General features: G+C 70.6%; 11 protein-coding genes. 9 read left to right on the top strand and 2 right to left on the bottom strand.

Going from position 1 to position 13,178, the window contains the following annotated elements:
- Positions 1–35: 35 nt before the first annotated feature.
- Entirely contained in the window at positions 36–869 is an 834-nt protein-coding gene (locus G6N48_RS14440) for a purine-nucleoside phosphorylase (RefSeq protein WP_085270624.1), read from the bottom strand.
- A gap of 17 nt (positions 870–886) precedes the next feature.
- Here G6N48_RS14440 and G6N48_RS14435 point away from each other — a divergent pair, with 17 nt between their 5' ends.
- From G6N48_RS14435 to G6N48_RS14425, 3 genes are read left to right on the top strand one after another with little or no spacing between them, the layout of a single operon-like run.
- Positions 887–1,546: a cutinase family protein gene (locus G6N48_RS14435; RefSeq protein ID WP_085270625.1), complete on the top strand. Its 660-nt coding sequence runs from the start codon at positions 887–889 to the stop codon at positions 1,544–1,546.
- Positions 1,547–1,585: 39 nt separating this feature from the next.
- Positions 1,586–2,770, top strand: a complete 1,185-nt coding sequence (locus tag G6N48_RS14430; protein ID WP_085270626.1) for a M20 family metallopeptidase — start codon at positions 1,586–1,588, stop codon at positions 2,768–2,770.
- Positions 2,767–3,936, top strand: a complete 1,170-nt coding sequence (locus tag G6N48_RS14425; protein WP_085270627.1) for an amidohydrolase — start codon at positions 2,767–2,769, stop codon at positions 3,934–3,936. Before G6N48_RS14430 ends, G6N48_RS14425 begins: the two co-directional genes overlap by 4 nt.
- A 55-nt stretch (positions 3,937–3,991) precedes the next feature.
- On the opposite strand, the gene G6N48_RS14420 is transcribed toward G6N48_RS14425, so the two are convergent.
- Complete coding sequence (locus G6N48_RS14420; protein WP_085270628.1) at positions 3,992–4,465, bottom strand: gamma-glutamylcyclotransferase; 474 nt, start codon at positions 4,463–4,465, stop codon at positions 3,992–3,994.
- Between the two features lie 59 nt (positions 4,466–4,524).
- Between G6N48_RS14420 and G6N48_RS14415 the strand changes: the two genes are divergently transcribed.
- The 6 genes from G6N48_RS14415 to G6N48_RS14390 all read left to right on the top strand — a co-directional run bounded on the left by G6N48_RS14415 (position 4,525) and on the right by G6N48_RS14390 (position 13,143).
- Positions 4,525–5,949, top strand: a complete 1,425-nt coding sequence (locus tag G6N48_RS14415) for an NAD(P)H-quinone dehydrogenase (protein ID WP_085270629.1) — start codon at positions 4,525–4,527, stop codon at positions 5,947–5,949.
- A gap of 109 nt (positions 5,950–6,058) precedes the next feature.
- A complete protein-coding gene (locus tag G6N48_RS14410; protein ID WP_085270630.1) occupies positions 6,059–7,813 on the top strand; it encodes a glycerol-3-phosphate dehydrogenase/oxidase in 1,755 nt (584 codons plus the stop codon).
- Positions 7,810–8,667, top strand: a complete 858-nt coding sequence (locus G6N48_RS14405; RefSeq protein ID WP_139825904.1) for a pseudouridine synthase — start codon at positions 7,810–7,812, stop codon at positions 8,665–8,667. Before G6N48_RS14410 ends, G6N48_RS14405 begins: the two co-directional genes overlap by 4 nt.
- A gap of 445 nt (positions 8,668–9,112) precedes the next feature.
- The gene (locus G6N48_RS14400; RefSeq protein ID WP_139825905.1) at positions 9,113–10,291 is read left to right on the top strand and encodes a cytochrome P450; all 1,179 of its coding nucleotides are present in this window, start codon (positions 9,113–9,115) and stop codon (positions 10,289–10,291) included.
- A gap of 336 nt (positions 10,292–10,627) precedes the next feature.
- A complete protein-coding gene (locus G6N48_RS14395) occupies positions 10,628–11,806 on the top strand; it encodes a PPE family protein (RefSeq protein WP_085270633.1) in 1,179 nt (392 codons plus the stop codon).
- Between the two features lie 101 nt (positions 11,807–11,907).
- Positions 11,908–13,143, top strand: coding sequence for a PPE family protein (locus tag G6N48_RS14390; RefSeq protein ID WP_085270634.1), 1,236 nt, complete (start codon positions 11,908–11,910; stop codon positions 13,141–13,143).
- Positions 13,144–13,178 lie beyond the last annotated feature (35 nt).

Raw genomic sequence — 13,178 nt, 5'->3', positions numbered from 1 at the left:
GGTGTCATCGGGGTCTCGTCGGAGTCTCGTCGGGGTCAGAACCGGGCGATCACGCCGGCCAGCAGAGCGCCCATCCGGTTGGCCGACGAGGCCCCGGCGGCCAGCACCTCGGCGTGGCTCAGCGGCTGCCCGCCGATCCCGGCGCCCAGGTTGGTCACCAGCGACACCCCCAGCACCTCGGCACCGGCCGCGCGGGCCGCGATGGTCTCGTGCACGGTCGACATGCCCACCAGGTCGGCGCCCAGCGTCTGCAGCATCCGGATCTCGGCGGGGGTCTCGTAGTGCGGCCCGGGCAATCCGGCGTACACGCCTTCGGCCAGGGTGGGGTCGGCCTGGCGGGCGAGGCCGCGCAGCCGCGGCGAGTAGGCGTCGGTGAGGTCGACGAACCGCGGCCCGACCAACGGCGATCGGGCGGTCAGGTTCAGGTGGTCGCTGATCAGCACCGGTTCGCCGACCGTCATCTCCGGGCGCAGCCCGCCCGCCGCGTTGGTCAGCACGACGGTGTGCACGCCGGCAGCGCATGCCGCGCGCACCGCGTGCACGACGTGGCGCAGGTCGTGTCCCTCGTAGGCGTGCACGCGGCCGACGAGCACCAGCACCCGGTGCCCGCCGACCCGCATCGACAGCAGCTCGCCGGTGTGCCCGACGGCCGTCGGCGGCGCGAATCCCGGCAGCTCCGCCTGTGGCAGCACCGCGGTCGGGGTGCCGAGCGCCGCCACGGCCGGCGACCAGCCCGAGCCCAGGACGATCGCGACGTCGTGGCGGGGGATTCCCGTGCGCTCGGCGATCACCTGCGCCGCCCGCCTGGCGAGTTCGCCGGGGTCACTCACAATGCGCGAGCTTAGCGCCGCGACGGTGTTTGCCGACATATGTCAGGATCTGCCACATGGGTTTTCGTAGTTGGCCGCTCGTCGGCCTGGTCCTCGCTGTCGGGGTGTCGGCCTCGACATTGTGCGGCGGCTCGCCGACGGCGAACGCCGACTGTCCCGATGTCCAGCTCATCTTCGCCCGCGGCACCGCCGAACCGCCCGGGCTGGGAGCCGAAGGCGACGCGCTGTTCGCCGCAATGCAGTCCGCGCTCGGCGGGCGCAGCCTGGACAACTACGCGGTGAACTACCCTGCCAGCTACAACTTTCTGACCACCGCCGACGCCGCCAACGACGCGCGCGACCACATCGCGCAGATGGTCGACCAGTGTCCCGCGACGCATCTGGTGCTCGGGGGCTTCTCGCAGGGCGCCGCCGCGGTGTCGATGCTGGCGGGAGTGCCGCCGCTGGGCAACACGATCGGCAACTTCGGCTCGGCCCCCGCGCTGGACCCCGGCCTGGCCGGCAAGGTCGCCGCGGTGGCGGTGTTCGGCAACCCCGGCAACCGCTTCAACACTCCCCTGTCGACGACGGGACAGTTCGCCGGGCGGGCCATCGACCTGTGTAGCCCCGGTGACCCGGTCTGCGTCGTGGGCGGTCGTGACCGCGACGCGCACCACGACTACGACTCGCCGCCCTACCCGGGCCAGGCCGCGGGGTTCATCGCCGGACTGGTGTAGGCCGCTGAGGCCGGGGGGCCGCGGTGCGATACTGCGAGCATGCCCACAGTCACCGCGTTGGAAAGCGTCGAGGACGTCGTGCGGCGCCGCGGTGCCGATCTGGTCGAGTTGTCGCACGCCATCCACGCCGAGCCCGAGCTCGCGTTCACCGAGTACCGGAGCTGCGCGAAGGCGCAGGCGCTGGTCGCCGAGCGCGGCTTCGAGATCACTGCGCCCGCCGGTGGTCTGGAAACCGCGTTCCGCGCCGACTTCGGCAGCGGGCCGCTGGTGGTCGGCGTGTGCGCCGAGTACGACGCGCTGCCGGAGATCGGTCATGCCTGCGGGCACAACATCATTGCGGCGTCGGCCGTCGGCGCCGCCCTCGCGCTGGCCGAGGTGGCCGACGAACTGGGCCTGCGGGTGTCGTTGCTGGGCACGCCGGCCGAAGAGGCCGGCGGCGGTAAGGCGCTGCTGCTGAAGGCCGGCCTGTTCGACGACGTGGCCGTGGCCGTCATGATCCATCCCGGGCCGGCCGACATCGCCGCCGCCCGCTCGCTGGCGCTCTCGGAGGCGGTGGTGCGCTACCGAGGCAAGGAGTCACACGCGGCCGTCGCGCCGCACCTCGGCATCAACGCCGCCGACGCCGTGACCGTCGCGCAGGTTGCCATCGGGGTGCTGAGGCAGCAGCTCGCGGCGGGCCAGCTGGTGCACGGGATCGTCACCGACGGCGGCCAGGCCGTCAACGTCATCCCCGGGCACGCCACGCTGCAGTACGCGATGCGCGCCGTCGAGGCGGATTCGCTGCGGGAGCTGGAGGGCCGGATATACGCGTGCTTCGCCGCGGGCGCGCTGGCCACCGGATGCGAATACGAGATCGACAACCCCGCGCCGGCCTACGACGAGCTCAAGCCCGACGCGTGGCTGGCCGACGTCTTCCGCGAGGAGATGCGCCGGCTCGGGCGTGAGCCGGTGGCGCCGCAGTATGAGGCGGCGCTGCCCATGGGAAGCACCGACATGGGCAACGTGACGCATGTCTTGCCCGGGATCCACCCGGTGATCGGGGTAGACGCCGGCGGGGCCATGGTGCACCAGCGCGCCTTCACGGCCGCCGCCGCCAGGCCCAGCGCCGACGCCGCCGTCGTCGACGGCGCCATCATGCTGGCGCGCACCGTCGTCACCCTGGCCCAGACGCCCGCCGAGCGGGACCGGGTGCTGGCGCTGTGTGAACGTCGGGGACACGCATGAGCCTCGCCGAGACCGCCGATTCGTGGCTGGCCGCCCACGCCGACGACCTGGTGGAGTGGCGCCGCCACCTGCACCGCTACCCGGAGCTGGGCCGGCAGGAGTACGCCACCACCCAGTTCGTCGCCGAGCGACTGGCCGACGCGGGGCTGAACCCCAAGGTGCTGCCCGGCGGAACGGGGCTGGTGTGCGACCTCGGTCCCGAGCGCGAGCCCAGGCTCGCGCTGCGGGCCGATATGGACGCGCTGCCCATGGCCGAGCGGACCGGCGCCCCGTACGCCTCGACCATGCCCAACATCGCGCACGCCTGCGGCCACGACGGGCACACCGCGATCCTGCTGGGCACCGCGCTGGTGCTGGCCTCAGTGCCGGAGCTGCCGGTCGGGGTGCGGTTGATCTTCCAGGCCGCCGAGGAGCTGATGCCCGGCGGCGCGATCGACGCGATCGCGGCCGGGGCGCTGGCCGGGGTGACGCGGATCTTCGCCCTGCACTGCGATCCCCATCTGGCCGTCGGCAAGGTCGCCGTGCGGCAGGGGCCGATCACGTCTGCGGCCGACTCGATCGAGATCACGCTGTATTCACCCGGCGGGCACACGTCGCGCCCGCACCTGACGGCCGACCTGGTCTACGGGTTGGGCACCCTGATCACCGGGCTGCCCGGGGTGCTGTCGCGCCGCATCGACCCACGCAACGCCACGGTACTGGTGTGGGGCGCGGTCAACGCCGGTGTGGCCGCCAACGCCATACCGCAGAGCGGCGTGCTGTCCGGCACCGTGCGCACGGCGAGCCGGCAGACGTGGGTGTCGCTCGAGGCGATCATCCGCGAGGCCGTGTCGGCGCTGCTGTCGCCGCTGGCGATCGAGCACACGATGCGGTATCACCGCGGCGTGCCGCCGGTGGTCAACGAGGAAGTCTCGACGCACATCCTCACCCACGCGATCGAGGCCATCGGGCCCGACGTGCTGGCCGACACCCGGCAGTCCGGCGGCGGCGAGGACTTCTCCTGGTACCTGGAGGAGGTTCCCGGCGCCATGGCGCGGCTCGGCGTCTGGTCCGGGGAGGGCCCGCAGCTGGACCTGCACCAGCCGACGTTCGACCTCGACGAGCGAGCACTGGCGACCGGCGTGCGGCTGATGGTCAACATCGTCGAGCAGGCGGGTCGCCTCTAGCCCCGCGAGCGCGCGTGTCTGTACAGCGACACGCCGCATCGAGCGGCGAAGAAACCTAGGTGCCGGGGCCGATGTTGTGGGCCGGGCGCGTTCGCAGATCGTGCACGTAATCCTGCGGGGCGCCGGCGATTTCGGCGGCGTCGGCCATCACGCCCAGATACCGCGCCGACGGCAGGCCGCCCTCCCAGGCGTCGAGCACATACAGCCACGCCAGCACGGGGTCGGTGTTGGTGTCCGACGAGATCCTCTCCACCCGGCACCGGATCTTCTTGTGCACGCCGAACTCCGAGCCCTCCCACTGGTCGAGGTTGATCTCGTCGGCAGGGGTCATGTCGTAGAGGACGACGAACACCCTGGCGCCGGGATCCTCGACGACGGTGGCCAGGGCGCCCTCCCAGCCGATGTCCTCGCCGCCGAAGGTCAGCCGCCACCCGTGCAGCCACCCCGTTCCGGCCATCGGAGAGTGCGGCGCACGCTTGAGCATCTGCTCTGGATGCATGTTCGAGCCGTACGCGGCGTAGAGCGGCACGGGGAAAGCTTAGACGTCACGCCGCGCACGGGTATCGGGTCGCGGCTAGGTTAGGGCTTGTGGTGACCCGCATCGTGATCCTCGGTGGAGGCCCGGCCGGTTACGAAGCCGCGCTGGTGGCCGCGACCTCCCACCCCGACACCACGCACATCACCGTGATCGACTCCGAGGGCATCGGCGGCGCGGCCGTGTTGGACGACTGCGTGCCGTCCAAGGCGTTCATCGCCTCCACCTGGCTGCGCACCGAACTGCGCCGGGCGCCGCGGCTGGGCTTCGACATCGACATCGACGACGCCAAGATCTCGCTGCCGCGGATCCACGCCCGGGTCAAACGGCTCGCCAGCGAACAGTCCGCCGACATCACCGCCGACCTGCTCAGCAAGGGCGTGCACGTGATCGCCGGGCGGGGCGAGCTGATCGACCCCGAACCCGGCCTGGCCCGGCACCGCATCATGGCCACCGCCGCGGACGGCTCGACCACCGAGCACGAGGCCGACGTGGTGCTGATCGCCACCGGCGCCAGCCCGCGGGTGCTGCCGTCGGCCCAGCCCGACGGCGAACGCATCCTGACCTGGCGCCAGCTCTACGACCTGGACGCGCTGCCCGAGCACCTGATCGTAGTGGGCTCGGGCGTCACCGGCGCGGAGTTCGTGCACGCCTACACCGAACTGGGCGTGCCGGTGACGGTCGCGGCCAGCCGGGACCGGGTGCTGCCCTACGAGGACGCCGACGCAGCGCTGGTGCTCGAGGAGGCGTTCGCCGAACGAGGCGTCCAGCTGATCAAGAACGCCCGCGCGGAATCGGTCACCCGCACCGGCCATCCCCCCAGTGGGGTCCTGGTCACCATGACCGACGGTCGCACCGTCGAGGGCAGCCACGCCCTGATGACCATCGGGTCGGTGCCCAACACCGCAGGACTCGGCCTCGAACGCGTGGGCATCGAGCTGGGCCGCGGCGACTACCTCAAGGTCGACCGGGTGTCGCGGACGTCCGTGCCGGGCATTTACGCCGCCGGCGACTGCACCGGCCTGCTGCTGCTGGCCTCGGTGGCCGCCATGCAGGGCCGCATCGCCATGTACCACGCGCTGGGCGAGGGCGTCAGCCCGATCCGGCTGCGCACCGTGGCGTCAACGGTGTTCACCAGGCCCGAGATCGCCGCCGTCGGGGTCCCGCAGTCGGCGATCGACGACGGGTCGGTGTCGGCCCGCACCATCATGCTTCCGTTGCGCACCAACGCGCGGGCGAAGATGTCGGGGCTGCGGCAGGGCTTCGTCAAAGTGTTCTGCCGCAAGTCCACCGGCGTGGTGATCGGCGGCGTGGTGGTCGCGCCCATCGCCTCCGAGCTCATCCTGCCCATCGCCGTCGCCGTGCAGAACCGCATCACCGTCAACGAGCTGGCGCAGACGCTGGCCGTCTACCCGTCGTTGTCGGGCTCGATCACCGAGGCCGCCCGCCGCCTGATGGCTCACGACGATCTCGACTGAAGTGCGCGTCACACCGGACGGCGGAACATCGGCTTGCCGACTAGCCTTGGTGAGGCAGCGTCCTACTGACGAGTAACCAACACCAGATTCACCCTAGGAGTCCTCGGCCGTGAGTGATCCGATCCACGCGCCCAGCCAGCTCGACTCGCCGGCTTCGGTGCTGGGACCGCAGCAGCGTGCGGTGGCCTGGGAGCGGCTGGGCACCGAGCAGTTCGACGTGGTGGTCATCGGCGGCGGCGTCGTGGGCTCCGGCTGTGCACTCGACGCCGCCACCCGCGGGCTCAAGGTGGCCCTGGTCGAGGCGCGCGATTTCGCCTCCGGCACGTCGAGCCGCTCGTCGAAGATGTTCCACGGCGGGCTGCGCTACCTCGAGCAGCTCGAGTTCGGGCTGGTGCGCGAGGCGCTCTACGAGCGCGAGCTGGCGCTGACGACGCTGGCGCCGCACCTGGTCAAGCCGATGCCCTTCCTGTTCCCGCTGACCAACCGGGTGTGGGAACGCCCCTACATCGCCGCCGGGATCTTCCTCTACGACCGTCTCGGCGGCGCGAAATCCGTTCCCGCGCAGAAACATCTGACCCGCGCCGGTGCCCTGCGGTTGAGCCCCGGCCTGAAGCGGACGTCGCTGGTCGGCGGAATCCGCTACTACGACACCGTCGTCGACGACGCCCGGCACACCATGACCGTCGCGCGCACCGCCGCGCACTACGGCGCGGTGGTGCGCTCCTCGACGCAGGTGGTCGCGCTGCGGCGCGAGGGCGACCGGGTGACGGGCGTGCGGGTGCGCGACTCCGAGGACGGCGCGATCACCGAGGTGCGCGGGCACGTCGTGGTCAACGCCACCGGGGTGTGGACCGACGAGATCCAGGCATTGTCCAAGCAGCGCGGGCGATTTCGGGTGCGTGCGTCCAAGGGCGTCCACGTGGTGGTGCCGCGCGACCGGATCGTCAGTGACGTCGCGATCATTCTGCGCACCGAGAAGTCGGTGATGTTCGTCATCCCGTGGGGCAGCCACTGGATCATCGGCACCACCGACACCGACTGGGCCCTGGACCTGGCCCACCCCGCGGCCACCAAGGCCGACATCGACTACATCCTCGGGACCGTCAACACCGTGCTGGCCACGCCGCTCACCCACGCCGACATCGACGGCGTGTACGCCGGCTTGCGGCCGCTGCTCGCCGGGGAGAGCGAGGAGACCTCCAAGCTGTCCCGCGAGCACGCGGTCGCGGTGCCCGCCCCCGGGCTGGTGGCGATCGCCGGCGGCAAGTACACCACCTACCGCGTGATGGCGGCCGACGCGATCGACGCCGCGGTCCAGTTCGTGCCGGCCCGGGTTGCGCCGTCGATCACCGAGAAGGTCAGCCTGCTGGGGGCCGACGGCTACTTCGCGCTGATCAACCAGGCCGAGCACGTCGCCGCGCTGCAGGGTCTGCATTCCTACCGCGTGCGCCACCTGCTCGACCGCTACGGCTCGCTGATCGGCGACGTGCTGGGGTTGGCGGCCGACAATCCGGGCCTGCTCCACCCCATCAAGGAGGCGCCGGGATACCTGCGGGTGGAGGCCCTCTACGCGGTCACCGCCGAGGGGGCCCTGCACCTCGAGGACATCCTGGCCCGACGCATGCGCATCTCCATCGAGTATCCGCACCGCGGCGTGGACTGCGCCCGCGAGGTCGCCGACGTGGTCGCGCCCGTGTTGGGGTGGACCGCGGGCGACATCGACCGCGAGGTCGCGAACTACACCGCGCGGGTGGAGGCCGAGATCCTCTCGCAGGCCCAGCCCGACGACGTCTCCGCCGACGAATTGCGGGCCAGCGCGCCCGAGGCGCGCGCGGAGATCCTCGAGCCGGTGCCCCTGAATTGAGAACCGCGCCGCTGCCCGTGCGCGACGGGCTGGGCCCCGCCCGGGTGCGCCTGCGCGGCGGCGAGGTGCTCGCCGAGCTGACCGCACGCTTCGGCGCTTCGGCCCGCGCCAAGGTCCTGGCCGGGGAGGTCGTCGACGCCGACGGCACGGCGGTCGACCCGGCCACGGTGCTGCCCGCCGGGGCCAGCGTCTACCTGTATCGAGAACTGCCCGATGAGGTGCCGGTGCCCTTCGACATCCCGGTGCTCTACCGCGACGACAGCATCGTCGTGGTCGACAAGCCACACTTTCTGGCCACCATGCCGCGGGGGCGCCACGTCGCCCAGACCGCGGTGGTGCGGCTGCGCCGGGAGTTGGACCTGCCCGAGCTGAGCCCGGCGCATCGGCTCGACCGGCTGACGGCCGGGGTGCTGTTGCTCACCACGCGGCGCGAGGTGCGCGGCGCCTACCAGACGATGTTCGCCCGCGGGGCGGTGCACAAGACGTACCTGGCCCGGGCGGACGTCGACCCGGCGCTGGAGCTGCCGCGCGTCGTGGCAAACCAGATCGTCAAGCGCCGGGGCGTTCTGCAGGCGGTGTGCGAACCGGGTCCGCCCAACGCCGAGACCCTGGTGGAGTTGTTGCCCGACGGCGTCTACCGGCTGACGCCGCGCACCGGGCGCACCCACCAGCTGCGGGTTCACATGGCGTCGCTGGGCGTGCCGATCTGGGGAGACCCGTTGTATCCCAACATCATTGATGTTCCGGCTGACGACTTCAGTGCGCCGTTGCGCCTGCTGGCGCAGCGCATCGAGTTCGACGACCCGCTGACCGGCGCGCGACGCGAGTTCGTCAGCCGCCAGGCGGGTCCCTGAGCTGCTCGGGCGGCGCGCGGAGCGGTTAGGGCGGCCATTCATGCGGTTGTTCCAACCCGGCCGGCACAACCCCGGCCGTGATCCACGTCGCATTACACCGCGTTCCTGAACTATCGCTGCGACGAGACTGTAAGTTGGGCAGGAATGAACGACAGGGACACGCCGCGTGCCGAGGCCCGCGACAGCATGCGTCCCGAGCTTCCTGGAATGTCGGACATCACCTTCTGCATGAAAGCGCCCGGCGCCTCTCGTACTCATTGTGCCCGGTCCTTCGGATTCGGAATGCCGCCATCGAAACGATGAACCGAACAACGATCTTCGGCATCTTTGGTGAGCTCGGCGAGGCGAATTCAGAGACCGCGTCCGCGGGGACGCCACGACGCGCGATTCGGGGTTATCGCTGTGCCACCTGTGTTGGTGAGCCCTGGGCTTCGTCGGAGGCGGCATGACTTGGCCTCCGCTGCACCACAAGGAGAGTCCGGAGTTCGCTGCGGACCGCGGCGCGTTCTGGCGCCAGTTGCGGGAACTGGGCCCGGTGGTGAAACTCGAGGCGGGTAAACCAGAGCTACGCGGCTATTACCTCACCAGACGAGACGATGTGCGGGCGGCTTTGCTCGACCCGGAAACGTTTGTCTCGCCACCGAAAACCTTCAAGATCGCCTTGTCGGGCGTGCCGCTTCCTCAAGTTCCGCTTTCTTGTGGGAGCCGGTCCGAGCATGCCCGTTTCGGCCGTGTACTGCATCCTCTTTTCAGCCCTAAAGCATTGGCTCCCTTCGCTCCGGCGTTGCGGTCCCGGGCGGCGCTGCTGTTCGACACGGTCGCTGCGAAAGGGCGATGCGACGCCGTCGGGGTCACCGACAGCTTCGCCTGCCAAACGCTGCTCACCGTGTGCGGGATACCGGCTGAGGACGCCAGGGCTGAACGGCTGATCCGGGCGGCAGTGGTCGGTGACCCCAACGGAGCGGCCGAACTTGAGCTGGTCCAATGGCTGAATTCTGAACTGGTCACCCAGACGAGCAATCCCGCTCGATTGCCCGGCGTTCTCTGGCCGCTCCTGGAAGGAGTCACCGCCGATCGCGACTTTCCGCTCAGCGAGGTGGAAGCCGTGTCGGTCCTCCTTTTGCTGTTCTCCGTCGCCGGGGTTGAAATGGTTTCCGCCGCAAACTGTTTCACTCTACTGCGCCTTGCCCGCGACCCGCAGCTGCGGGCCCGCCTACGCGAGGATGCCGCGCAGATCCCGGCGTTCGTCGAGGAGATGCTACGGCTGGAAGCGCCGGGACCGGCCATCCCGCGCGTCACCTCTCGTGCGGTCGAGATCGGCGGCGTCACAGTCCCGGCGCGCAGTGTGGTCTGGCTGGCTTTGGAAGCCGCGGGCAGAGAGAACGGCGGCGACGAGATATCGACAGCCGGCGACGGAGAGATTCATCGGCAACGTCATTGGGCGTTCGGCAGTGGCATACACAGATGCCTCGGCATGCACTTGGCCCGCCTTGAAATGGCCACCTTCGTGGCCGAGTGGTTGGGCCGCATCCCAGACTTCGAGTTAGAACCAGACTTCGCGCCAGCCATCGTGCATCAACCGACGGGCGTGACCCACCTGGAAAGCCTGATGCTGCGCTGGTAGTCCCGTCGTCGGCCCGTCGAGGCGAGACCGACCTCGTCGCCGGCCCTCGAAACGATCCCGATCCGGTTCGACGACGGCCGCGGCTGTCCGCCGTGCTTGGCCGAGTCGACCTGCCGCGCGGCGCCACGGTAAACGTGTAGCGAAACACAGGGTCTCCTGACCGGTAAACACTTCGCTGACCAGCGTCGCCGGTATATGTTCGTGGCATCCGGTAGGGGGACAGGGAAAGGCGCCGATCCGCAGATGAGACTTCAAAACTCAATGTTTGGGGTTTCGTTGCGGCGTAGTCATCGCGATGTCTTCCGTTCGTCGCCCACGTTTGCGAAGTGAGGTGCCATGGACTTCTCAGCCCTGCCCCCAGAGATCACCTCGGCGCTCATCCACTCGGGGCCCGGAGCCGGCTCGATCATGGAGGCGTCCGCAGCGTGGGAGCGCCTGGGCACCGAGTTGGAGAACTCCACCGCCGGCTACTCTGCGGTGCTCTCGTCGCTGGCTGAGTCGTGGGACGGCCCGTCCGGGGCCGCCGCGATCCAGGCCGCGCGCCCGTACGTGGCCTGGATGCGCAACACCGCGCAGCAGGCCCAGCAGATGGCCTACTCCACTCAGGCCGCCGCGGTGGCCTACACCTCCGCCGCCTCGACGATGGTTACGCCGGCCCAGGTGAGTGCGAACCGCGCGCGGCTGGCGCAGTTGCTGGCGACCAACCGCTTCGGCAACAACCTGCCGGCGATAGCCGCGACCGAAGATCAGTACCAGACCATGTGGGCCAACAACTCGGCGGCGATGAACCGCTATCAGACGGCGTCGTCTCAGGCCACGACGACGCTCTCGCAGTTCTCGTCGCCGGCCTCGATCGTGAATCCCGCCGGGGCGGCGGCCCAGACCACCGCCACGTCCACGAGCGCCGCTCCCGGCGCGGCGACGTCAGCGCAGACGGCGATCGGCGATCTGCTGACCTCGATCCTGAGTACCCCATTCGGCTTCGACCCCAACGCCGGCTGGTTCGGGCTGGCCAATACGTGGGCCAACCAGTTCATCTCGTCGGGCTTCCCCATCAACATGCTCAGCTACCTGGCGCAGGCCAACTCCGCCCAGGCCCTGCAGTCGGTGGGCGCCGAGGTCGGCACCGGCCTCACCGAAGGCGAGTCCGCGATCGGCGGGGCGGCCTCGGGCGCGGCGTCGGGTCTGGGGGCCATGGGCGGTGGCCTCGGCGCCGGACTCGGACAAGTGGGTACCACCGGCGCGATCGGCGTGGGGGTGTCGCTGGGCAAGATCACCGCGCCCCCCGCGGTGGTGGGGCTGCTGCCCGCCGCGCAAGCGCCGGTGCAGCTGGCGTCGGCGGCGTCGCCGCTGCCGCCGGGCGACGCCGGCATGCCCATGCTCCCGCCCCTGATGCCGCCGCCGATCTCGGCGGGCAGTGGCTGGCGCAAACGCAAGCAGCAGAAATACGAGGAGCAGGAGTACGGCGCGCGAGTCAAGGGATCGGTGATGCCCCGACCGCCATCTGCCGGATAAGAGCACACCATGGTGCCCCACGACCGCGGACACCCATTGCCGCCACCGGCTGAGTCAACGGCGACGAGCAGCAACCGAGACATTCTCCTGAATGAGACGGCATGGATTCCCTAGCGCTGCCGCCCGAGGTCAGCTCGGCGCTGATCCACACCGGCCCCGGAGCCTGGCCGTTGATCGAGGCGTCGGACGCCTGGGAGGAACTGGGCAACGGCTTGGAGGCCTCCGCAGAAGGCTACGCCGCGGTCCTGTCGTCGCTGACCGATTCCTGGGGTGGCACGTCGTCGGACGCGATGACCGGGGCCGTCGAGCCCTACCTCGACTGGATGGCCGTCACCGCGCAGCAGTGTATGCAGGCGGCTTCCTCGGCTCAGGCCGCCGCGGCGGCCTTCGACGCCGCCCGCTCGGCGATGGTCACGCCGGCCCAGGTCGCCGACAACAGGGCTAGGCTGGCGCAGTTGTTGGCCACCAACTGGTTCGGGAACAACCTCGCGGCGATCGCTGCGACCGAAGACGAGTACGCGGCGATGTGGGCGAACAACACCGGGGCGATGCACCGCTACCAGGCAGCGTCGGCACAGGCCGTCACGCTGCCGTCGTTCTCGCCGCCGCCCCCGATCGCGAAGTCGTCGCGGCTGCCGAACGTGGCCGGTGTAGCCCGGGCCGCCGCCGGGCCGGCCCGCACGGTACGGGCCGCGGCCGCGACCCCCGCCGCCAGTCCCGCGGCGGCCGCTGCTCCGACCGCCGTGACGTCGGCGCAGTCGGCGATCGGGGATCTGCTGACCTCGCTGCTGAGCACCCCTTTCGGCTTTGACCCCAAGGCCGGGTGGTTCGGACTGGCCATGGCGTACGGCAACCAGTTCATCGCGGGCGGGATCCCGATCAACCTGCTCAGTTACCTCGCGCAGTTGAGCGCGTCCCAGTCGCTGCAGTCGGTCGGCGCCGACGTCGGGTCTGGCGTCTCGGAGGGGGAGGCGGCGCTGGGCGCGGAGGCCTCGGGCCTGGGCTCACTCGGCGGTGCCCTGGGCGCCGGAGTGGCGGAAGTGGAGCCCGCCGCGGCGATGGGCGCGGCCGTGTCGGTGGGCAAGCTGATGATGCCGCCGTCGGTGGTGGGCCTGGTGCCCGCCGCGCAGGTTCCGGTCCAGCTCGCGTCGTCGGTGACCCCCCTTCCCGTGGACGACATGGGTTTTCCCTCCATCCCGATGCCGCCGATGCGAATGCCCGCGGCGGCGGCGGCCTCGAAGAAGGCACGCAAGCTCGAGGGGCGCGACTACGAGGGGATCGAGTACGGCCTGGAGCTCAAGGGGACGGTGATGCACCGCCCGCCGTCAGCGGGGTGAGGGCTCCGCGCCGCAGCGCCCATGTGTGCCAGCCT

Origin of the sequence: Mycobacterium parmense (assembly GCF_010730575.1) — a bacterium.
GTDB classification, from domain to species: domain Bacteria; phylum Actinomycetota; class Actinomycetes; order Mycobacteriales; family Mycobacteriaceae; genus Mycobacterium; species Mycobacterium parmense.
The sequence above is the reverse complement of the archived record's forward strand: the minus strand, read 5'-3'. Positions and strand labels throughout refer to the sequence as shown.